The sequence below is a fragment of the Kovacikia sp. CALU 1929 genome, assembly GCF_056784235.1.
On record NZ_JBXBCF010000071.1, the window covers coordinates 1 to 21,457 of the forward strand.

At 48.6% G+C, this 21,457-nt stretch carries 20 protein-coding genes; 7 read left to right on the top strand and 13 right to left on the bottom strand.

The genetic code is table 11. From position 1 onward, the window contains the following. Positions 1-921: 921 nt before the first annotated feature. From AC1S52_RS16475 to AC1S52_RS16500, 6 genes are all read right to left on the bottom strand, one after another. On the bottom strand, positions 922-1,896 hold the full coding sequence (locus AC1S52_RS16475; protein ID WP_482030121.1) for an Rpn family recombination-promoting nuclease/putative transposase: 975 nt from the start codon (positions 1,894-1,896) through the stop codon (positions 922-924). A 52-nt stretch (positions 1,897-1,948) separates the two neighbouring features. Next, positions 1,949-2,107, bottom strand: coding sequence for a hypothetical protein (locus AC1S52_RS16480; RefSeq protein WP_482030122.1), 159 nt, complete (start codon positions 2,105-2,107; stop codon positions 1,949-1,951). 38 nt (positions 2,108-2,145) lie between these two features. Next, on the bottom strand, positions 2,146-2,913 hold the full coding sequence (locus AC1S52_RS16485) for a helix-turn-helix domain-containing protein (protein ID WP_482030123.1): 768 nt from the start codon (positions 2,911-2,913) through the stop codon (positions 2,146-2,148). A 144-nt stretch (positions 2,914-3,057) separates the two neighbouring features. Continuing rightward, positions 3,058-3,972, bottom strand: a complete 915-nt coding sequence (locus AC1S52_RS16490) for an Rpn family recombination-promoting nuclease/putative transposase (RefSeq protein ID WP_482030124.1) — start codon at positions 3,970-3,972, stop codon at positions 3,058-3,060. Between the two features lie 806 nt (positions 3,973-4,778). Beyond that, positions 4,779-5,648 (bottom strand): ImmA/IrrE family metallo-endopeptidase, encoded by an 870-nt coding sequence (locus AC1S52_RS16495; protein WP_482030125.1) that lies wholly within the window; start codon positions 5,646-5,648, stop codon positions 4,779-4,781. A 6-nt stretch (positions 5,649-5,654) separates the two neighbouring features. Then, positions 5,655-6,032, bottom strand: a complete 378-nt coding sequence (locus AC1S52_RS16500) for a helix-turn-helix domain-containing protein (protein WP_482030126.1) — start codon at positions 6,030-6,032, stop codon at positions 5,655-5,657. 197 nt (positions 6,033-6,229) lie between these two features. On the opposite strand from AC1S52_RS16500, the gene AC1S52_RS16505 reads away from it, so the two are divergent. The 4 genes from AC1S52_RS16505 to AC1S52_RS16520 are packed head-to-tail and all read left to right on the top strand — an operon-like array spanning position 6,230 to position 8,793. After that, entirely contained in the window at positions 6,230-6,475 is a 246-nt protein-coding gene (locus tag AC1S52_RS16505; protein WP_482030127.1) for a hypothetical protein, read from the top strand. A gap of 22 nt (positions 6,476-6,497) precedes the next feature. Beyond that, positions 6,498-6,935, top strand: coding sequence for a hypothetical protein (locus tag AC1S52_RS16510; protein WP_482030128.1), 438 nt, complete (start codon positions 6,498-6,500; stop codon positions 6,933-6,935). Positions 6,936-6,937: 2 nt separating this feature from the next. After that, a complete protein-coding gene (locus tag AC1S52_RS16515) occupies positions 6,938-7,462 on the top strand; it encodes a Mov34/MPN/PAD-1 family protein (protein ID WP_482030129.1) in 525 nt (174 codons plus the stop codon). Next, a complete protein-coding gene (locus AC1S52_RS16520; RefSeq protein WP_482030130.1) occupies positions 7,462-8,793 on the top strand; it encodes a ThiF family adenylyltransferase in 1,332 nt (443 codons plus the stop codon). Before AC1S52_RS16515 ends, AC1S52_RS16520 begins: the two co-directional genes overlap by 1 nt. Positions 8,794-9,042: 249 nt before the next feature. Here AC1S52_RS16520 and AC1S52_RS16525 read toward each other — a convergent pair whose 3' ends face one another. The 5 genes from AC1S52_RS16525 to AC1S52_RS16545 form a co-directional block, all read right to left on the bottom strand. After that, a complete protein-coding gene (locus tag AC1S52_RS16525) occupies positions 9,043-10,266 on the bottom strand; it encodes an RNA polymerase sigma factor (protein WP_482030131.1) in 1,224 nt (407 codons plus the stop codon). A 4-nt stretch (positions 10,267-10,270) separates the two neighbouring features. Continuing rightward, positions 10,271-10,888: a glutathione S-transferase family protein gene (locus AC1S52_RS16530; RefSeq protein ID WP_482030132.1), complete on the bottom strand. Its 618-nt coding sequence runs from the start codon at positions 10,886-10,888 to the stop codon at positions 10,271-10,273. 10 nt (positions 10,889-10,898) lie between these two features. Continuing rightward, complete coding sequence (locus AC1S52_RS16535; protein ID WP_482030133.1) at positions 10,899-11,252, bottom strand: YciI family protein; 354 nt, start codon at positions 11,250-11,252, stop codon at positions 10,899-10,901. A gap of 105 nt (positions 11,253-11,357) precedes the next feature. After that, positions 11,358-12,701, bottom strand: a complete 1,344-nt coding sequence (locus AC1S52_RS16540; RefSeq protein WP_482030134.1) for an SCP2 sterol-binding domain-containing protein — start codon at positions 12,699-12,701, stop codon at positions 11,358-11,360. Positions 12,702-12,742: 41 nt separating this feature from the next. Beyond that, on the bottom strand, positions 12,743-13,606 hold the full coding sequence (locus AC1S52_RS16545; protein ID WP_482030135.1) for an SDR family NAD(P)-dependent oxidoreductase: 864 nt from the start codon (positions 13,604-13,606) through the stop codon (positions 12,743-12,745). Between the two features lie 107 nt (positions 13,607-13,713). On the opposite strand from AC1S52_RS16545, the gene AC1S52_RS16550 reads away from it, so the two are divergent. From AC1S52_RS16550 to AC1S52_RS16560, 3 genes are all read left to right on the top strand, one after another. Next, positions 13,714-14,265 (top strand): PadR family transcriptional regulator, encoded by a 552-nt coding sequence (locus AC1S52_RS16550; protein WP_482030136.1) that lies wholly within the window; start codon positions 13,714-13,716, stop codon positions 14,263-14,265. A 146-nt stretch (positions 14,266-14,411) separates the two neighbouring features. Next, complete coding sequence (locus AC1S52_RS16555) at positions 14,412-16,220, top strand: protelomerase family protein (RefSeq protein ID WP_482030137.1); 1,809 nt, start codon at positions 14,412-14,414, stop codon at positions 16,218-16,220. Positions 16,221-16,893: 673 nt separating this feature from the next. Further along, positions 16,894-18,027 carry a hypothetical protein gene (locus AC1S52_RS16560; RefSeq protein WP_482030138.1) on the top strand — a complete coding sequence of 378 codons (1,134 nt, stop codon included), beginning with the start codon at positions 16,894-16,896 and terminating at the stop codon, positions 18,025-18,027. Positions 18,028-18,148: 121 nt separating this feature from the next. Here AC1S52_RS16560 and AC1S52_RS16565 read toward each other — a convergent pair whose 3' ends face one another. Both AC1S52_RS16565 and cysW read right to left on the bottom strand, forming a co-directional pair. Next, on the bottom strand, positions 18,149-20,515 hold the full coding sequence (locus AC1S52_RS16565; RefSeq protein WP_482030139.1) for a hypothetical protein: 2,367 nt from the start codon (positions 20,513-20,515) through the stop codon (positions 18,149-18,151). Between the two features lie 38 nt (positions 20,516-20,553). Continuing rightward, positions 20,554-21,444, bottom strand: a complete 891-nt coding sequence (cysW, locus tag AC1S52_RS16570) for a sulfate ABC transporter permease subunit CysW (protein WP_482030140.1) — start codon at positions 21,442-21,444, stop codon at positions 20,554-20,556. Between the last annotated feature and the right edge of the window lie 13 nt (positions 21,445-21,457).

The following is a 21,457-nucleotide window of genomic DNA, read 5'->3' on the forward strand; positions in this document are numbered from 1 at the left end:
ATCGCTCCTTATACAATCCATACTCATACAATCCAATTCATAAGGGATTCAAATGAATATGGATATATACAAATAACTTATGGGTGCGATCGCAGGGGGAGTTGGATACTAAGTAGTTCAGAACTACTTAGTATCCAACTCCCCCTGCGATCGCACCCATAAGTTATTTGTATATATCCATATTCATTTGAATCCCTTATGAATTGGATTGTATGAGTATGGATTGTATAAGGAGCGATCGCAGCCTTATAAAATGTCTGTAATGACTACTACGTATGGGTTATGTCATCTACTACTTGACCTCTGCATCTATATTCTATTTAGTAATATGCATATTTATATCCGTATTTATATAAGCAATCCGTATCTAAAGTTATGCGCATCCATAACCAATTCATACTTTTTTTATCCAATTCGATTGGTCTTGCTTATTCATACTCGTATGCAGTTTAGTAGATAAGCAATCTGTATCTAATAGTTCTGAGTATGGGTGCTTATGAATATGCGAGTTGCTTATCGCCTGACTGAGCTTTGTTGCTACTCTACTTCCGCAGTAGCTGTGAACCTCTTCTAGACTTTGAACTCAGCAAGGCACATCCCTTGGTATACAGCGTAAATTGCTCTCGTAGCAATTTCTAGCATGACCTGACAGCTCAAAGATAGGTGGGCTTAGAACCCCCTGCTAGCAACTCTGGAATATCTCTCATGATTGCTCGTGCGATCGCTCAGTTCTCTACTCAAGTTGTTTTCTTGGTACAGGGTTACGATCGCGCGGCTCTTGTTCTAATCTTGACCTCATCCAATCTTTCTTGGATTGAATTGGATACTCATGATAGTAGGGCATACCGCAATAGTTGCACTGCGTTTCACACGATTTGTCCACTAGAGGGCGCGATCGCTCTCTTCTTGTTTTAGGGGCATCTATTGCTCTTGTCCCGCTAACCAGGCTTCTAAATCCGACAGGTTGGTGAAGTCCAGTAGAGCTTCTCCTAACGATTCCAGTTGCGGAACGGATAAGCCATCCATTTGGGATTGTACGGGAGCAGGGATTTCTCCCACTTGGCGAGTGAGCTGCCGCAGAATGAGCGATCTCTCTCCTCGCTCAATGCCTCGCTCAATGCCTTGCTCAATGCCTTGCTCCACTCCTCGCTCAAACCCAATTTGCTCAACACTCGTAATGTATGGCATCCGTCGCGCCTCCTCGTAAACCTTTAACTCCTGCCAGAATTCACGCTCTAGTCCCTTTGGTAGGATCATAACCCAATCGATAAACCGAAACAGGTTCACGATTTCCCGCCGCTCGTAGTGCTGCTCGTACAACCGTCGAATTAAGCCTAATTTTGACTCTTTCCGTTGCTTGGAATCCCGTCGCGTTTCTTGGGCTTGCAAGTGTGCCATGACGACTACGGCAAATGGGTTGGGGTTCTGCTCTAACGCACCCCGCTGCTCACGGTAATCTAGCAACTTGACCATCCCGAACTGAAAGGTCAGTTCGGTGTCAGGATTGCTGAAGTGATACTGGTCGGGTCGCCATTTGATGTTGCCATCACAGAGAATGGCTAAACTGGTGGCATGACTGTGAAATCGATCAAAAATTCGCAGATGATAGACCAACATTCGCTCCGCAAAGTTGGCTTCTGATTTGGCTTGGACTTCGACATGCACCAGTAGCCACAATTCCTGTCCTCGCTTGAGCCACACTTTGACCAGTTGATCGGCATGGCGTTTGCCAATTTCTGCCTCCGGTGCAATTTGCTGGAACTCTTTGTCGAGGAACTCAAAGGGGCGCTTCCAATCAATCCGAGCCGCTGTCTGTGGAAAGAAGAAGGTGATGGCATCCTGGAAATACTGACGCAAGATGTCCTTCCACGGGGAATCTTGGTCAGAACGGGGCATCGTCATTGGCAATCCCAGAGTCAATCACAAAAGAGTAGTGCAATTGTACCGCTTAATTGTTCCCACAGCCTAATCGCAAGTAGGGCGATTGCTCAGTTCTCTGCTCAATGCCCAGTAGATGGCGCGATCGCTCTCCGTACCCAATCCCTTGCTCCACTCCCCGATTCCTTATTTCGGCTAGTTTAACGGGATGGGTCAGAGATAAAACCATGACCTATTGAGAGGTGCAGGTGACTGTGAAGGTTACATTCAACCGCTTACCAACGGATGTGCTTTCCGCATCTCCTCGTAGGGGCGTTGCGTACCATCCGGCAAGATCACCAGTTGCTCTTCTTCCTGTCTAAGGCTGGCCATGACTAAACCTTGAGCTTTTGCACGGTCAAACCACTGTCCAAAATTTAGTTGGGTTGTTTCATCTAAATGACTTAAACAACTCTCCGACCGCTCCGACCAACTGATGAGGCGATTCTCTCGCAGCAGGGTATCAAAGTCCAGATTCTTGCTTGACCACCATTCGTCCGCAGTCGCCCATTTTAGGGCAGATACTAGCCGCTCTAGTAACCCCTCTGGTCCAAATTGCTTCAGCAACGAGCGCAGCGATCGCTGTCGCTTCTCTGACAACCCTCGACACGTTGCCCACAGCTTCGGTTTGTGCTGATTGTACATTTCAATGATTGGTTGCCAAACATCACGGGTTCCAATGGCTAGTTCATTGGGCGATCGCCCAACTTCAGGAGTTTGAGGGAGTGAGGGTTGCTGGATCAGGGAGCGATGAGGCACCAAAGCATCGGTCGAAGAAGCGCCAAGGATAGGTTCAAGCTTGGCTCCTAAAGCATCACAAAGACGGTCAATGGTCTCTAACTCTACCGATTGCACGCCTTGCTCCACTTTCCGCACCACGCCAATCGATAATCCAGCCGCGATCGCTAACTCCTGCTGGCTCCAGCCTAGCTCCTCTCGGCTCCCTTTTAGGTTCCCTGGCAGATTCGGGTATTCCACTCGGTACACCACCTGCATTCGTCCACACTCCTTTGCAAGGTTGACTAATCATAAGGCATAGTACTACATTGCATAGTACTATGCCTTATGATAGATCGAAACATAGGAGTACGTTCCAGGGTGCATCTAGTCGTTGGGGGACGCGATCGCTCTCTTCTTGTTTTAGTGGTCTTGCCCCACTATCCACGCTTCTAAATCCGACAGGCTTGTGAAGTCCAGTAGGGCTTCTCCTAACGATTCTAGTTGAGGGGTGGGTAAGGTATCGATTTGGGATTGTACGGGAGCGGGGAGTTCTCCTACACGTCGGGTGAGCTGTCGCAGAATGAGCGATCGCTCTCCTCGCTCGATGCCTTGTTCAATGCCTTGCTCCATCCAACTAGTCACAATCTGCATAACGTCCTCCCTTTCTCTTGCCTCCAGTTTACCAATCTCCGCCTGAAACACCTGCTCTTCCTGAGCACTCAATCGCAGGTAGGTGTCCACAAACCCTGAAATCAGCCGCGTCCTAGCTGGATCAAGCCGCAACGTTGCTAACAATCGTAAGCACTCTGCCTTCACCTTTGGGCGTTCTTCTGTGGCAATCTGCATCTTGCTCATCAATGCTGCTGCAACTGGGTTAGGCTGATTGAGAAAGTCTCGCCAGTTGAGTCGATTGAGTTGGATTGAAGCAAAATTGAACTCTAAAACCTTTAGAGTGGCAAACTCGACTCGGTGTTGGTGCGGCTCTTCCCGATAGGGTTCGTCAAAGGAAAACACCACAATAGGATACACCCGTTGCAAATACTTCTGGTAGAGTCGTGCAAAGTAAAAGAACATTCGACGGGAGAAGTTGGTTTCGGAAGACGCTTGGGCTTCCAAATGCACGAGGAATGCCATATCCTCCCCGGCTTGCTTGACCTCCACTAACAGATCGATCACTTTCTCTTCACCGGAGGTTAAGTCTACAAAATACTCTTGCTGTAAGAATCGCATGGAGTCAGGTTCAACCGTGCCAGCTAGGTCAGGGATGAATAGCTCCAGAAATTCGATGAAGAAGGTGGAGAGTAACTCTTTGAAGAGGCGATCGTGGTCGGTCATGGGGCAGGAATGAGGGATGAGGGGTGAAGGCAGTTCAGGTGTTCTTATTGTAAGGAGAGATCGCTCCTACAAGCTCACCAACCTTTGGGCGAAAACTTCCATTTTGAATCGCTTTGTTCTGGCTCACTCGGCGCTAATACAACTGGTAGCTGACGAGATCGATGACGAGATTGATTTAGCGATCACAGGCTCACATAACTTAAATTCAGGTCTCTCTTCTTTGCCTCCACTCATGCAATTCGTAAATTGAATATATTTAATTTTGAGTATGGATATGAGTAATATATGAGTATGCATGAGTGGGGATTCATTCCCTTCATCAAACACTTGAATTTACGAAAGGGTTTTGAAGTAGGCGCGAGCACTTATTTCATTGCTGCACTCTGCTCATTCTCTTGGAACAATTCGCAAGAAGCCATCCAGCAGCCGTTGTTTACTAGTCCGATGGTCAACTCTCACTTTGCAATACAATCGCAATTGAACTGTATGAGGATGTGCATTCGCTATTTGAATTTCTTCCAATCTATGACTTTGGCATCTCCTGGTAATTGGCTTAAAAGACTACTGAGGAAGCATGAAAATCACCAACCACCCGCAACTCCCAGAACCGCTTTTTCAAGCTATCGTGCAGCAGAGTCAAGCTCACTCGGTTGGGCAGGCAGATATCTCCTGTACCCAATGAATTGACGCTCCCTTGATTGCTTGGCTCTGGCACAATTATGGCGATAGCGTTGAAGAAGATGCTTCCGATCACTTGTGGGCTTATGGTTCACTCGCTCACAAAATTCTCGAATGTTAAGCAATATCTATAGATGCAGTAGAGATATTACGCAACTTTCGTCACCCAGTTTTAAGGGAGCTGCTTCCACCTGACAATATATAGACCTTGCACCTAAACTAATCACTTCCGCTCCTTGAAAACGCTCTCCAGTTACATATGCACAACCTACAATCGACTGATGCGGAATAGATTTATGGGGGGGAAGATAGCCCCCACACCAGCTTTCACTCTGACTAGCCCACGAAATTCTTAGTTTGGGTTCACATTTAAGTGGGGCATCGCTAACTTTCTTAAGTTGTGATGGTTTGAAACCACAACGCCAGAGTACTAATGCACAATCTGTATGGCTCATCTGCACCATACGGATCAAGGTTGCCAAAAAGGATGTTTCATAAAGGGTAGTGAGTACTTGGGCAGTATTAATAGAAATTCCTAACTCTTGTAGCCAAGAGCAAAACCTTAAGCCTGGCATTAGCAATTCTGCTGCCCCGTAATCGCAGAATTGCTCTTTTTTCTCCCACATATGACAGGGAATTAAGTGAGCTGAATTCTGTTCTTCAACTGCTGCAAATAACAACTCTATCAGTTCATGTGCTTCAGTAAATCGCTGCCGCATAGCCGGGTCGTTCTCATTAATGACAATTACACCAGTGCTACTGTCCACCAAAATTCCCTGCTGCTCAAGCAATGGGACCCGTAGAGGTTCAGGTATTCTGAAGCGCTCATAAATTCTGGAGAGCTTGATGGGTAATTCATCTTCAAACCCAGACTCCTCTAGCAAAAATTGGGCATACGCAATCACATCACTTTTTGATTTAGGTAACCCATATCGGGACAAGAAAAGATGCCCAGGGTGTTCATAGGAATTGGAGTTAGGGCGATTAGTTGTATTCACCAGCCTTCATTTCCCAGTGGTCATCTTGATAACGTTATATAGCAACTCCCACTTTTCTTTGGTATCTGGCTGCCTTCCGCGGTACTTCAAATTCGCCAGCATTTGGATGTCATCGTGGGGCAGTTTTTTTTCTTGAGCAAATTCTTTCAGTCCGGGCGGGAGCTTAAGATCTTCTGAAACCATCCTATCTGGCTTCCCATCACTAATTCCCAACGCAGAAGCCAAACACTCTCTGACGTGCCACGAAAGATTATTTGCCTGCCCTCGCTCAATCTGCGATAAGTAGTTCCGGGAAATTCCAACCTGTGTCGCCAATTCTTCTTGACTTAACCCCTCCTCCCGTCGTCGTTCTCGAATTTGCCTACCAAAATCTTCTGGTTCCATTCTCCTTAACCTGGCAATTGTCAGCTTTCGTAAGCATCCACTAAAGAAAATTATAAAGCCAAACTTAAATTTTGATAACTATAGTGTGCAATAACTGAAAACCAGTGGTCACATTTGGGGACTATACGCTACCCTGAAAGAGTAAACATTTTTTGATAACTACAGTTGTCAAAAACATTAAGTCAAGGTTAAAACTTATGCGAGAGCAAGTTGTGCTGGAAGTTGCTACACCCCGTGGTGTTTTCAAAGGTACTTTCGCTAAAACTGAAAAGGTTAAGGATGTTATTACTGCTGCCATTAAGCAGCAGGGACTAGCTTCTGGCGACTCATTTGATCTTGTGTACAAAGGTGAAGTCCTCCAGCCAGAAGAGCGACCACTCGTAAGCTTCGGACTTTCGGGAACAGTGAAGTTGGAACTTGTTGCGACTGGCTCTGGAGTGTAATTTGGTGAGTACCATTGCAGAATTGACAGTCGCAGAAGAACTTCAGCCTTTACGAGAAGTTGCTTCTGCAAGGGGATGGAAGTTGGAGAAAGCAGGGACAACCTTACTTCAGCTTGGAATGCAGGGTCGAGACGCAAGCTGGTTTTGGCTTCATGTGAAATGCGATCGCTATCCTACGATACCGCCGGCTTGGCATTGGTACAACCCAGAAACAGAAACACTTGATCAGCCTCAGGATATTCCTAAAGGAGGAAATTTCTTCCATAGCAACTATGTTATTTGTGCACCCTGGAATCGGCTTGCATATAAGACAATCAACGCTAATGGACCTCATGAGGACTGGATGATCGGTGATTGGCTGACTAACCCCTATACAAAAGGTTGTAAAACCCTTGCAAGTATGGCACTGCGTATCTTTGTGGAACTCCAATCTCAGAATTTTGCTGGACGAATGGGATAGCTATGATGAAATTCCTGCTCAAACATCTCTTAGATAAGGAATCCCAGCATAAATATGTTCAAGATTCCATTCAACCTAAAGTTATCCTGACCAAAGCCTGTTTTCAAGCAATGCACCATTGCCTTCTGCCTGAAATTAAGAAAGGACATGAGGGGATTTCCTACTTACTAGGTCGAACTGATAGTAACGTCACTGTTGCAATCACAGCAACACGACCACAAGCTCACACAACTCCAGGTAGCTTCCATGTGTCATCCCCTGCAATGGCACAGATTGTCCGTAGTGCAACAAATTTTGGACTTCAAGTTGTTGCTCAAGTCCATACTCACCCTGGCGAAGCTTTTCATAGTGAAGGGGATGAAAAAGGTGCACGCAACAAATACCCTGGTTATGTCTCAATTGTGCTTCCTAATTACGGAAGGCACCTTCCAAATCTTGAAAGATCTGCTGTCTTTATCTTTCAAGCAAATCAAGGTTTTATTCCCCTTCCTGTCTCTGAACTTATAATCACACCAGAGGTTCTCTGATGGATGAGCATACTTGGCGGCAAGAGCGTGATGATCGTACTCTCCGCTATGCCGGTCGAACACTAAACCCAGAACAGTGGATTTGTATTGAAGTTGAATCCAAGTATGCAAGTCGCTATGACGGGCAAGTAGCAGTAATTGTCTTGGCAAATCTGTTAAATCGAATGACAAAATCGATCGCAATCGATATTCCTGAAATCAACCTTATGCCAGAATTGCTTTGGACTGGAGAGAGCATTGGAGCTTTCATCCTGTCTCAAGCAAAAGAATCTGATCCATTTACGCAAATGTGTTTACGTGCAGCTGTTCCTGGTGATTTCATCATTCGCCTTGGACAAGATGGAGCTGACACAATAGTTCACGGTTCAGGATGGAATACTTATTTAGGTCCCTCACCCTCCCCAATTACACCCGTTGATGACAAGAACCCATTTGGTGCGGCGTTCGCTGCTGTGATTGCCGCTTCAGAAATATTTGTGCAGAATTGTTCACCTCTTTCTGGTCCGTATTGTTTCAATACATTGACTTGGGAAGAAAGTTTTGTAAGAGATGGCGTACCACAACCAGCTTCAGATACTGCTATTGGAAATATTTTGACAGCCGGGGTTGGCTCGGTTGGAACAGCCGCACTCTATTTCCTCACGCTTCTTACTAAAAATTTTTCGGCATCATTAATTGATATGGATCGGGTTAAACGCTATAACCTTGATCGATCTCCCATTTTCACAGAAGCTCATGTTGGTTCATTCAAGGTATTAGTGACTCAAGATTATTTACATAATTTGGGAGTTCAAAACATTCGAGTTGATATTACTCCACTACATTCTTCTGCCTTATGGATAGAACGAACGCAGGGCACACCAGACATTGTGCTCGCCGCAGCTAACGAAATGAATGTGCGTTATTACATTGAGTCTGGTTTTCCCCCAATCCAGATTTACGGTACGACGGGACAGAATTGGCAATCTTCTCTAATTCGCCATATACCATTCAACGAGGCGTGCTCCTCCTGCTTGTTTCCTGAGGAGAATCCCAAGCCACAGATGGCATGTGCAGCAGCAGCGACGAGGCATTCCTCAGAGGAGCGAATTGATGCAGCATTACCTTTCCTCTCATTCGCAGCCGGACTAATGGCTGCTGCTGAGATTGCCAAGCTTACCCTTCCTGGTTTTCCCTTCTCTCAAAATCGTGTCGTGTTAAACAGCCGCCCATTTCCCCACCTAGTACCAGCGCGAATTCCAAAACGTAACAATTGTATTTGCACCGACCGTAGTAGGACAGTTCACCAAGAAATGCTTAAAGGCAGCCGCTACACTCATCTCCTACGGTAGAACACCAGGCATCATTTACATTCATTGAACATAGCGCAACAAAGTTTTTTGAGCATTCGACTCCCTGCCCAAGAGCAGCAATGATACTCTGGTAGCAATTTATGATCGCAGCTTCATAGGCTGTTGATCGATGACAATTCCTCCGTTCATAGCAATAACATTTGACAAAGCACGTCCCCAATCCAGGCGTTCTCACCTTATCGCCATTATTAGGGTTGAGGACGGGTCGAACTTATTAAAGAAGTGTTGTCAACAGCCAAGAGACTGGTGGAGCAAGAACTGGCGGATAGCAGGGTCTTCTACCAGTCCGATCGCCCGGATATACGCAGTCTTCGCTTCAGCGTTTCGACCTAATTGCACGAGCAGATGTGCTTTGAGTGCCCAATAGGGTTGATAGTTGTCCACAACATCCGTTGGCAGCGCCTCCAACAGTGTCCATCCCGGCTCTGCTCCGTTTGCCTCTGCGATCGCGGCAGCTCGACCGACGAATGCACCGAGGGTCGGTGCAAGCTGAATCAGTCCGTCGTAGAGAAGTGCCAGGGTCTCCCAATCCACAGTGCCAGAAAATGCTCGTTGAGCATGAACTGATTGAATCGCCGCTTCTAACTGAAATCGCCCCGGTCGCTTAAATGCGGCTGCCTGGGTTAATTCACGCTCTGCTTCTTGGATGAATGGCTTTGACCAAAGCGTGACATCTTGCTTTGAAAGCGGCACATAAGCACCATCCTCCGTGCGCCGCGCATCTCGACGGGCTTCGCAGTGCAGCATCAGGGCAAGTAGTCCTCGTGCTTCGGGTGCATCTGGCATGAGCTGGACACACAGGCGAGCGAGCCAAATCGCTTCTTCGGTCAGCCCTTTTTGGCGAGGATCAGATCCAGTGATACTGTCCCAGCCATTACTGTAGGCAGCGTAAATCGCTTCCAATACCGCCTCTAGCCGCATGGGAAGATCGATTTCGTCTGGTAATTCAAACCCAATACCCGCATCGCGAATTTTGCTTTTAGCCCGCACGAGTCGCTGGCTCATCGTTGCGGGGGCAACCAGAAAGGCAGACGCGATCTGAGCTGCATTCAGACCGAGAACGGTTTGCAGCATCAGAGGTGTGCGAATGTCGGGGGCGATCGCCGGGTGAGCACAGATAAACAGCAGTTTGAGCCGTTCATCAGGAAATACAACTGCCATATCTGGATCGTCTCTCCCCTCCTCTGAGAACTGTTTGAGCGTGTTGATCACGGATGTTTTGACTTTGGACTGTCGAGTTTGATCGATTAAGCGACGACGAGCAGTGACCAGTAGCCATGCTTCTGGGTTGTCCGGCACGCCCCGTTCAGTCCAGGTTTTTAGAGCTGCCAAGAAAGCATCGCCGAGCGCATCTTCAGCAGCTGTGAGATCCTGCGATTGAATCGCCAGATAGGCAACTAGTCGTCCATAAGAGTTGCGGGCTGCCAATTCTGCCGCTCGGCGTGCATTCATTCTGTTAGCCTCTGGGTGCCGTTTTCTGCCAAGCGGGTAGTTGTTCGATGCGATCGTACCAGGTGCGAATGTGAGCGTAGTTGTCTAAAGGAAATCGTCCTGGTATGGCATAGGTCAACGCACTGGCAACTGAAAAGTCAGCCAACGTCAGAGTATTGTTCACCAGGAATTTGCACTCTGCCAAATAGGTATTCAACACGATCGCTTCTTTATGAAAGATCTCGGTTGCCCGTTGCACCACTTGCGGATCGGGTTCGCCCAATTGTAAGAGTGGTTTCACGAAATTCTCAAATTGCAGCGGTTGACATCCTGGAATCCAATGGGCGAGATCCCAGCTTTGCCAGCGCAGGATATCAGCACGGGTTCTGGCATTGTCAGGGAAAAGTGAGTTAGGACTCTGGCTTGCTAGATACTGCATGATAGCGGTTGATTCCCAGAGGATAAAGTCTCCGTCCTGCAACACGGGAGTTCGTCCTGTCGGATTTAGGCTGAGAAATTCTGGTGTGCGCTGTTCACCTTGCTGTAAATCGATCAGTTTGAGATCGAGCGGTAGGTCGAGGTGAAGGGCAACGGCATGAACTTTTCGCGTGTTGGGAGAAGCAGGAAAGTAATGAAGTTTCATGGAATTTCTCCTACTCATTCATCGGGAGCAACGGACGCACTTCTACACCACAACTGCTCGCGGCAGGACAACGGGCTGCCCAATCCAGAGCGGTATCTAAATCGGGGACATCGATAATAAAGAAGCCGCCCAACTGTTCTTTGGTATCTGCGAAGGGACCATCCTGAACCTTCCGTTGTCCGGCGTGCAGTTGTACGGCTGTTGCTGTATGAGGAGGATGCAGGGCTGCACCACCCGCCGCGACCCCGGCTTCCGCAAGTGCTTGAGAGTAGGCGCGATAGGCTCCCCAGTAGGTTTCTTGCTGGTCGTTGGTGCGATTGTCGAAACCCGTCTCTGTTTCGTAAACCAGAATGGCGTATTTCATCGATTATCCTTGATTGAGAATGGGTTGAACAAGCCTCGCTTGTTGCGGGCTTACTTTAATGACGAGCGATCGCACCCCATTTCGACAGCACCTGCAAAAATTCTTTCAACTCGGAAAACATCTACCAAATGCTTGCAGAAGTTTTGGCGAACCATTGATGCGAATCTTGCGTTGCAGCAATGCCCAGACCAGGTTTTGTTCCTTTGCCAGAAATCGTAGCCAGGTTTGGCCATCAGCTGTGATTCTGAGATTGGCTAAATCCATGTGTCCCTCTTGCACCTGAACGGTCTGGTCACGAATTGTCACCGTTGCGTTGCGGCTCTCATTGCCAGTGAAGGTGAAATGGTACACAGCATTTAACCCCTTGGACTGGGATCGTTGAAACAGCAGCGGTAAGCCAAACAAAAAGCCCTGAAGCGATCGCGGATGAATGCCACTACTGACTCGCCTCAGTGTTTTATGAGGAAAGTGTTTAGCCACATAGGTTTCTGCATCCGATCCCGGCACGACGTAAACGGGTTCCAGCTTCTCTCGCAAAGGCTTGACCACCTCTTGCACAAACTCCTTGCGATTTGCCAAAAAGGGACCAATTACATCTTCCCCCGCAGGACAAGCCGCCATGCAATAGGCAGCTTTGTAATTCGCTTTAAATGACAAGCTTTGCCACATGGAAGCAGACTCAGAATCATTCACCTTGCGACAGTAATCTAATGCGTTGGAGCTATCTGCGATCGCTTCTGCCCAATCAGTAAAGCCACTCATAAACTCGCGGTAGTTATGGGTATAGCAGGCAGAAAAATTGAAGTGACCATCGGCTCCAATGGCTCCAACCGGACAGGCAGACACGCATAATCGACACTCCAAACAGGGGTTGTAGTCGATCGGATGATTGTACTCAGTTACGGCTGCATCCACTAACACTGTTCCCAACAAGATAAAATTGCCAAACTTGGGATGAATCACATTGCGATGAATTCCCATATGTCCCAAACCCGCTGCAACTGCAATTGGTTTATGCGAAACAACCCACGCTTTACCAGGAAAGCGATCCATTTCCATGGGAAACCCAACAGATGGATTTAAGGCTCTGATGCCAATTTCATCTAGTCGTTTGACAATTTCTCGTGCCGTATCATTCGCCTGTTCATTGGTGGCATGAAATTCGAGATTGGCAATTGATCGTGCTGGAGCACGCACGTTTTCCCGGTTCATGCGGCACACAAAACTAACTAAGGTTTTCGTAGGTGGCAATGCTGCCAGAATGTCTGAGCGCTGATCAGCGATCGCAGGTCGCTCCAGTTCCACAAATCCTACATCATCCGCACCCGCCTCCAGGCAAAGCTGACGCAGTGACTCAGCGTTGAGCGGAATACCTTTTGTTGAATATTTTTCTGTAGACCTTTGCTTGTGCCACCATTTCACTGTGGGATGATTCTCAAACGTTGGCATGATAGTCTCCAAATGTTGTGCATGTCGATGGTTCTGCAAACTCAACTACCGAGATTGAAGCGGTGATTTCCATACCTGTGCTTCGTCATGCCGCGCATCACCATTCCCATAATCCGAACTCGCAGCGATCGCGGTAGCGGCACCAGCGAATAGACCAGGAGCTTAGACAATAGACCCGGCAATGCTGTGGTTCTGCGACCCAATGCATCCAGAGTTGGTTGAGCCACCTCTTCAGGGTTAAGTGCCATCCCCATCTGCATCCCAGCGCGAGCGGCAAAGCCGCTGTTGGTCGGACCTGGAGCGGAGGCAACCACATCCACTCCTAACGGCGCAAGTTCAACCGACAGCGCCTCTGCTAATGTTTGCACGTAGGCTTTGGTGGCTGCATAGTGAGCGGCAAAGGGCATTCCCTGGAACCCGACGATCGAACTCATCAGTACCATGCCGCCGCGACCTCGATTGGCAAAACGTCGCCCGAAGTGCCAGCTCAATTCCAGGAGCGATCGACAGTTAACATGGAGCATTTCTATCTCTTGTTCCAGTTGGGAGTTGAGAAACAGTCCGGAGGTGCCAAAACCCGCTGCCGCCACCAGCAACCCAATATCTAAATCGCGGGTAGCCGCCTCTAATGTTTCGACTCCTGTCGCCAGCGCCAAATCGAGTCTCACAACCTGCACCTTGATACCGTACCCATCAGTGAGATCGGTTGCCATCTGCTCCAGAGTTGTCTGACTCCGCGCACATAGAACCAAATTCAGCCCTGCCTCAGCCAGATTGAGTGCCATCTCCCGACCAATGCCAGAGGAAGCACCTGTGACGATCGCCCAGGGTCCATAACGGGTATACAACCGCCGTTGCCAACGCTTCCTAAATCGTCCTTTTGCGCCGAACAGGATGTTAATCATGCTTAACTCCATTTATTGTATTCAAGTTTTTGAATACAATAAAAAAGGTATGCTCAGACGATAGAATTCGTCAAGCAGTTTTCTTAGCGTTGGGTATTTTGCAGGGTATGGCTCTCAAGCACACGATTCTGGCTTTTCTGTCGCGCCGACCGCTCAGTGGCTATGAGGTGGCGAAGGAGTTTGCTGAAGGCTTTGGCAGTTGTTTTTGGAAAGCCAGCCAGCAACAAGTTTATGCGGAGTTGACCAAACTCGAACAGCAGGGGGGGGTCACTTATGAAGCCATTCCCCAACCAGGACGACTGGACAAAAAAATTTATTCGATTACAGATGCAGGACAGGCAGAATTACTGGACTGGTTAACCAAACCCTGTGAACCAACGGCTATTCGGGAAGACTTGGGTGTGATGGGATTGGCAGGGCATCTTGTTGCTCATCAGGTTGTGATTCGTGAACTGGAACGGCGACGACAAGTTCATGAAAGTATGGTGCAGCAGGTGAAAAAGATGGATGAACACTTTGCCCAACACATAGAATCGCTGGAGCTAAAAGACCTGTATATGCATTTGATTATTCGTCGCGCCATTCGCTATCAAGAAGAATGGGTTGCCTGGTGCGATGAAGCACTACAAGCGATTAAGCAAACAGTACAGCAGAATTGAGTGCTTCAATTTGCTTTTGGAAAGAGGGGTAGATTGCGGCGGATAATTTTGTCTAACCAGCGATGACGAATTGGATAAATTAAGTTTTATTTGAGTATGGGTATGGGTAAAATAGGGATAAGAATTTGACGTTGAGACTCTCCCTCATGGGTAAACGCTCTTGGCTCGAACATCTGATTGACAACTCCTATCTACCTGCCATCACTAAACTCCCAAATACCCCCGAAGGCAGAAAAGAAGCTCAACACTGGGCGGATTGGATGAAACACCAATGGGAAGAGCATGGGCTGAAGACGCTCAAGCAGCAGCAGTCCCTCATGGATAGGACGCGCAGGGTGATTAAAGACCAATTGGGAGAAGACCACTTTGCGCTCGAATCCATGCGCTTTACCACTGAAGAATATGTCCAAATCAATAACGAGAAGCAAGGGGTGGTGAGCCAGAGAAATGAACAGGTTCAATTCCTGGACAATCCGGATGCGATCGTTGCTCAGGCGGTCAGACTGCTGGACTCCCCAGAGTGGAGCGAGGTTGCGGCGGGTTTATCGGTGTTGACGGGTAGACGCAGTTCCGAAATCCTTTCAACCGCACAGTTTGTGCCCAAAACTCAGTGGAGTGTCACTTTCACGGGGGCATTGAAAAGACGGGGAGAGACACAGATTCTGAGTTTTGAAATCCCAACGTTGACCACCGCCAAGAAGGTTTGTAAGGCATTGGAAAAGGTCAGACACGAATTGCCGGAGGCTCAAGGGTTATCGCCACAGGCTGTTAATAGTAAATATGGACAGGCCGTTGCCAGAGCGTGCGATCTCCACTTTGCCCAGTTGGTGCCAGTTAGGGAGGGGAAAGATAATCTCTATACCCATCTTTTTAGAAGTGTATATGCGACGATCTCAACTTTTTGGTACTGTCCTCCCCGCGTCAATGAAACTGAGTTTAAAGCCCATATTCAGGGGCACTTTGCAGTACTGGATGAAACCAATCCGGAGTTAAGGCGATCGCTCGCAGCTTCCAGGCATTACTCGGATTACGACATCGCAGACCAGGTGATCGCAAACTATGGCGGCAAACGCAAGGGCATTAAGCTGGGGGTCGGAGGCATCGAGATGATTGAGGCATTTAAGGTCGATGAAGCGGTTGAGTTGCTGGAGGAGTTGCCTCCCAAGAAGAGCAGAAAGCAGGCATCATCCGTCCGTGTGTGGCAGGACGATAAATCCCTACTCCATGACCTCTTTGAACGGTTGGGGTTGGATGAGGAGTTACCCCAGCCGGAAAAAGTGGGACTTCTATTGAGGTGGGTGAAGGATCGGTTGCAAGCGGTGCAAGCAGAGTCAGAGACCACGATTGAAACGGAAGCAGAAATAGAGGAACAGGCGCAGGAGAGCACCCCTAGCGGTATCTGCGAAGCAGCACGTACCATTGAACAAGAGCCAGATGCCAAACCAGAGGAGAGATCGTTAGAACAGGCAACGATCGCCAGTGGGTTGGAGTCAAAAATTGACAGGCTGGTGGATGTGATGACTCAATTCATTCAGGTTCAAATGCAAGCTCACCCTCAACCTACCCAAGCTCAATCAATCGCACCCCGGTTTACAGCCTCTAAATCGCCTGATTTCAAGGAGATGAAACCTCAACAGGTAGATGAGCAAACATCAGAAGAGGAGCCACAGCCAAAGCGCAGGATGCGCTCAACGGAAACCGATGAAATTATCAATCGCGCCATTGATGAAATCATTCAGCACAACAACATCCCAGAACTACCCCATGACCAGAAGTGGGCAATCACCATCAATGTGCTGAAATCATTTGTTAAAAGTCAACGAAAAATCGAACAAATTCTGCAAGCCAGGAGGGATGAGATTGATCACCACCATCAACATCACCAAATTGAAGCAGAACGACACAATCTCAGGCACAGAGGAAAAAGGCAGATTACGGAGATTATTGCAATTTGATGAGATAACTTTCTCTAACTTCCTCACTTTGTATCGGTGACAAGCGGTTGTTTACAGTTTTAACGGTGGTTCTTTGGTAGCTGCTGCGGTGGTTTGGGGAATTCGTAATTCAGGAACCGATTAATCTCCTTCGTAATGAATGCCTTTTGGTTGAATTCTCCATTGGTCTACCACGCCAGATTGTCCCCAACTGCCTCCTGCGAAGTGGTTTTGCAATCAGTGGAATAGCTACCCCAATCATGAACGACTCTTCCCAAAATCTAACCTTTCAGAAGAGACTCTAAAATACTTAGAGCGATTGCTGGACTGAGGTTTAAAGGCAATTAAGCGGAGTGCGATCGCTCCTATAGCGGTCCGATGAAGCGCGCGAAATTACATACAAGAAATCAGTGTAAGAAATATTTCTTTGATCCCTTGCCTTAGCAACAGTGACTGTGCGATGATTTTAATTCAATTAACTACTAATACCCTATCGAGTTACCGTAGTTTTTTGCCGGGAATTACTCTTTATCCACAACATGGACAACTTTGAGCTGGAACCTCCGTCAAAAGCAAGATCTCAAAAATTTTCACCGTCTTGGGAGTTTCACACCCTCTTTCTTTCTAAAAGATTTATTGACGGAGTCGTGTTTTTGTGGAAAAAGTCAAGCGTTCAACAGCCGAAGGAAATGTGATGGCTACAGAGCCTACCAGGCTTGAAACCCACGCCTCAACCTCCACAGTAGTTCAACCAACCACTGAGGCGAATTCTCTGACTTCTGAAGGTTTGGCAACTTCCCCTGACCCAATTCTTTCCCGACCTAAGCCACCGGAGTCGTCCTGGTTGTCTAAATGGTATGGGTGGTTGACTGTGCTGGTGTCACTTGGCTTACATGCCGCCGTATTCCTGTTTCCACTGGGAGACAAGCCGCAGCCCAAACCTCCAGAAAAGGCAGAGCAGCAGATCCGAATTACCCAATTGCCAAGTCTAAACAAAAAGCTGCCACAGAAAAAAGTGCCTGAGCGTCCAAAAGTAACGCGCACGGTAACCCGTCCCCGTCCCGCTGCGGCTCCGCCACCCCCGCCCGTTAAACCATCCTCCCCTGCTCCGGACTCGGCGGCTCCTAGAGCAGCGGATCCTGTCACAGGAGATAACGAACCCAATCCCTGGGATGATTTTCCTCTTTACCCAGGTTCACAACCGGGATGTTTTGAACTGCCATCCTGCCTAGAAGTGGAGGGGACGTTGAGCCAGGTTTCTGACCATTTTGTGAAGGAACTTCCTGCGAAGAAGTATGAGATTAAGCCCACGGTTCAAGAGGCTGAACGCATTGTTTATCAGGTTTCCCGCAATGGGCAAACCCAGTTTTTAAGCATTTTGCAAAACGGCAAAAATACGGTGTATGTTCTGTCAAACGCAGCTCGCACCCTGGATGACCTGGAGAGTGCGGTGGAAGTGCCGCCAGAAGTCTATTCAATCCTGCTGGGGTTAGCGGTACAGCAAGCCGATCCGTCTCATTTTGCTCAACCGAATCAGTTTTATGCCAAGCCGGATGGCAAGGGATTAAAGGCAAGCGGATTAGCACCTCGTTCGGAGGTTCGCAATATCAGTCTGGTGTCTGGGCAACCCGCTGAGACCATGATGGATGAGTTTTTTCGTTCAAACCTGGTCAAGGATGATTTTGAAGTGACCGATCTTCCCACTCCCTATGGCGGCGGTAATGTTTACCAGATTCAGAAAGAGAATACATCCTTGTATTTAAATATGGTGCCGACTAAGGATGGAACGGGGACATTGATTGTCATTTGGAAAGAATTACCAAAGTAAACGAGGAACGAAGGATGGAGTGGTCATTAGTCATTAGTCATTGGTCATTGGTCATTAGTCATTGGTTACTGGTCAGTGGTCAGTGGCTCTCAGCACTCGATAAAGTTGGATTGGTGGAGTACTAGGTTGAAAACGTGATGAATAACGGGCTTGTCCATGCTTTTGTATCATTTACCTGGCGACCATATAAATAGATTGGTAGAAATCCATGGGTTGTCGTTTGAGGTTCTATGGTGAAGCAACCTCTGACTTCCCGCGGCATGGGTTGGGCACTTAACCGCTCTACCGCAACGAACAGGTCTGCGCCCCCTAATTCGCATCGGATAATTCCTTGTTGCAAAACTTCTGCGCCAGTAAATTCCCAGTCAAATTGAGGGTAATGGATGTAAGGGGTACGCTGCAATGGATTACCGATTTTGTTGTAACTATCTAATTCCACATGCAGCCGAAAGTGGGCGTGAGACAGGTCAGAGAGTTCCAGTTCGATCGCGTCTGAATCTCCGTAGGTATCAGAACGAAACTCGATGGTTAATGGTTCCGATCGCCGAGCAAATTCCTCTGGGTGCTCATTCCCAACCATACGATAGCTCTGTACTGAGGTATTGGAGCAGTCTAAAATTCCGCGCCATTCTGCCCAGCGGTAGCGGTCTTTGATGCGTGCCCCGCCCCAGCGCAGGCGAATCCGATTGTTTGCATAGCCAGCTTCAGCTTGCAAATTACGCTGCCACAGCAAACCCTGATCGCTAAAAGCTGCTATTTCATCCCAGCCAGCGGTTCCCAGAAATCGATAGGAAAGGGTGACGGCTTCGGATGCGACAAACTCGTCTCCCTGAATCTGGGTTCCTGACCAGAGTAGCGCCACACTGCGATCGCCCGTCGTTGCCCAGGTGTGGCGCGATCGCAAAGCCTGATTAATCACAGGTTTAGTCAGTGAGGGAGCAATCACGCCTGTGATCCCGCCATTGACTCCAAATACTGCCGTACCAGGAACCCCACCCCCACAACGCCCCCGATGCTCGTCTCCGTTAGCGCAGACACCTAATTTGTACCCGCGTCGAATCGCATCTTGATAAAACCAGTCAAAGTGCCCCCAGGCTGAGCCAATTTCAATCAAGCGTTCCAGTTGGGGATGGTGCCAGTCGAGAATGGCGCGTCGTCCACCGACATGGGGGATCAGGAGATGATGCTCCGGGTCGTGGTGGTATGCCTCATAGAGACGATCAACCGGATAGGCACCGGGAATGAGTTGCTTCCCTGGCATGTCCTCATTCCACTCAAACGATCGCACCGGCTGTCCCTGCCGATCGACAGGAAACAAGATCTCGTCTCCCAGAAACACCACATTGCGATCGCCACCAGCCGCCGAGTTACCACACCACTCGGTTCCCGGATAGCAAAGGAATTCACCTGCCTGAGTCACAGCTTGACACAAACGCACATCCTCCGCCCATCGTTCTTTGGTGATGTTAAAGTCATTGGCGGTATAGCCTAAGATATCCAGTCCAGCAACATCTCGACCGTAGGTGAAATTGTATTCTGTACTGTTCGTACCAATGGTGCTATTCGAGTGGACATGTAAATCGGCGAAGAACGGACGTGGGTAAGAAAGATGACTATCTGCGGTAATGGGAGTTAATTCACTTTGTAGTTTAGTACCGACTAAGTTTGCTTGTAGGAGGGTTTCCCCATCTCGATCCAGTGTCGATTCAGTTTTGACGACTGCCCATCCCTGTTCTGGTAGGCTTATCGTCGGATCAGGAATTGCCTGGTTTTGAAACGATTGCAACTGTATCCTGCCGCCCAAATTCCAGCAGGTGTTGCCCCAGCGGTCTTCTACCCGCACTCGCAGCGGAAACGCTTTCCCCGTTTTGACCAGACGTGGACTGATGATGCTCAGACTGTGGGGTGGACCCGGCACGATGTCCAGTACCACATCGCCTGGTATTTCGGCAAAGCGGGAAGTGCCCACCGGGTCGAGGTATGCCCGGAAACGAAAGCCCTGTTCCACAAAGGTTTGGGTGCGGGTTCCGGGTCCACCTGGGCGGCGATCGCCCAACCTTAGCAAGATGCGATCGCCCGGTTTGAGATAACCATCGACCACATCCACAATCACTGCCTTCTGGAAGGGACGCTCATGCCCTTTCTGGTCAAAACGGATCTTGAGTTCCTGCACCGTTGCTGGACTTTCCCCTGGCAGAGTTGGACGGGCCAGATACTCAGCCGATAAGTAGTTTGCCCCCTGGGGATCGGCAGTTTGAAACAGTGCCCAGTCCGAATAGAACTTAAACGCCACCTTAAACCAGGCACCATCTGCTAACCCCGAAGCTCCCACTTCATAGTCCAGCAAAATCTCCTGCCAGCTTCCTGCCTCGATCTGGGTAGTTGCACAGCGCAAACGCCCCAAAAAAGGCAGTGTCTTCACATAGTCCAGGTAGCCTTGCGGATGGAAGTATTCTCCTGGCAGCGGATCAAATGATGCATCAGACATAGGAATTCAATCAAATGGCAAAACCTTGGCAGATTGGATCATTTATCGGACAGGGAATGGTCATGGCGGCGCACAATTTCCTGAGCAATCAGGGTCAATAATGCGGTCAGTGTCAGGAGAGAGGCACAGGCAAACGCAGCAACCGTCTGATATTCCATATACACCCGCTCGACGTGGAGGGTCAGTGTGTTGGTGGACTGAATGACCTTACCGGACACCACTGCCACCGCACCAAATTCACCCACTGCCCTGGCAGTACACAGAACAACGCCATACAACACAGCCCAGCGAATGTTGGGTAGCGTTACCCGCCAAAAAATCTGCCAGGCGTTTGCGCCCAGGGTTTGGGCTGCTTCCTCCTGCTCCAACCCCATGTTCTGTAAGGCAGGTAACACTTCCCGCACGACGAATGGCAAGGTAATAAATAGCGTTACCAGAATCATTCCCGGCAATGCAAAAATAATTTTTAAGTTAAATGCCACTACCCACTGTTGGAATACACTATCAATCTGGCTGAAAAGCAGAATAAACATCAAGCCTACAATCACTGGAGAAACCGTCAGGGGCAGGTCCAGTAAACCGATGAGCAGCAGTTTGCCCGGAAATTTATGGTGAACCAGCAACCAGGCAAGCAGAATCCCAAATAGGGTGTTGACCGGGACAGATACCAGCGTGATGATCAGCGTCAAAGCGATCGCGTGCAGGGCATCTGGCTCATGGATTCCCGCCCAGTAGGTTTGAAAGCCCAGGGCAAATGCCTGGTAAAAAATATTCACCAGCGGCAATGCCACCACCAGTCCCAAAAAAACCAGACCTGACCCAATCAGCAGGTACTTTGCCCAGGGCAACCCCTGCCCTGAAATCTGCGATCGGGATTTCAGAACATCTTTTTGCAACAACGAACCCTGCTTTCGCTCAAGCTCAATCACCCTATCCCCCTAC

What these genes read in the sequence shown, in the direction of transcription:
- AC1S52_RS16475 (WP_482030121.1), bottom strand. Translation starts at nt 1,896, where the DNA reads ATGCCCCGTTCTGACCAAGATTCCCCGTGGAAGGACATCTTGCGTCAG.
- AC1S52_RS16480 (WP_482030122.1), bottom strand. Translation starts at nt 2,107, where the DNA reads ATGGTTTTATCTCTGACCCATCCCGTTAAACTAGCCGAAATAAGGAAT.
- AC1S52_RS16485 (WP_482030123.1), bottom strand. Translation starts at nt 2,913, where the DNA reads ATGCAGGTGGTGTACCGAGTGGAATACCCGAATCTGCCAGGGAACCTA.
- AC1S52_RS16490 (WP_482030124.1), bottom strand. Translation starts at nt 3,972, where the DNA reads ATGACCGACCACGATCGCCTCTTCAAAGAGTTACTCTCCACCTTCTTC.
- AC1S52_RS16500 (WP_482030126.1), bottom strand. Translation starts at nt 6,032, where the DNA reads ATGGAACCAGAAGATTTTGGTAGGCAAATTCGAGAACGACGACGGGAG.
- AC1S52_RS16505 (WP_482030127.1), top strand. Translation starts at nt 6,230, where the DNA reads ATGCGAGAGCAAGTTGTGCTGGAAGTTGCTACACCCCGTGGTGTTTTC.
- AC1S52_RS16515 (WP_482030129.1), top strand. Translation starts at nt 6,938, where the DNA reads ATGATGAAATTCCTGCTCAAACATCTCTTAGATAAGGAATCCCAGCAT.
- AC1S52_RS16520 (WP_482030130.1), top strand. Translation starts at nt 7,462, where the DNA reads ATGGATGAGCATACTTGGCGGCAAGAGCGTGATGATCGTACTCTCCGC.
- AC1S52_RS16525 (WP_482030131.1), bottom strand. Translation starts at nt 10,266, where the DNA reads ATGAATGCACGCCGAGCGGCAGAATTGGCAGCCCGCAACTCTTATGGA.
- AC1S52_RS16530 (WP_482030132.1), bottom strand. Translation starts at nt 10,888, where the DNA reads ATGAAACTTCATTACTTTCCTGCTTCTCCCAACACGCGAAAAGTTCAT.
- AC1S52_RS16535 (WP_482030133.1), bottom strand. Translation starts at nt 11,252, where the DNA reads ATGAAATACGCCATTCTGGTTTACGAAACAGAGACGGGTTTCGACAAT.
- AC1S52_RS16540 (WP_482030134.1), bottom strand. Translation starts at nt 12,701, where the DNA reads ATGCCAACGTTTGAGAATCATCCCACAGTGAAATGGTGGCACAAGCAA.
- AC1S52_RS16545 (WP_482030135.1), bottom strand. Translation starts at nt 13,606, where the DNA reads ATGATTAACATCCTGTTCGGCGCAAAAGGACGATTTAGGAAGCGTTGG.
- AC1S52_RS16550 (WP_482030136.1), top strand. Translation starts at nt 13,714, where the DNA reads ATGGCTCTCAAGCACACGATTCTGGCTTTTCTGTCGCGCCGACCGCTC.
- AC1S52_RS16555 (WP_482030137.1), top strand. Translation starts at nt 14,412, where the DNA reads ATGGGTAAACGCTCTTGGCTCGAACATCTGATTGACAACTCCTATCTA.
- AC1S52_RS16560 (WP_482030138.1), top strand. Translation starts at nt 16,894, where the DNA reads ATGGCTACAGAGCCTACCAGGCTTGAAACCCACGCCTCAACCTCCACA.
- AC1S52_RS16565 (WP_482030139.1), bottom strand. Translation starts at nt 20,515, where the DNA reads ATGTCTGATGCATCATTTGATCCGCTGCCAGGAGAATACTTCCATCCG.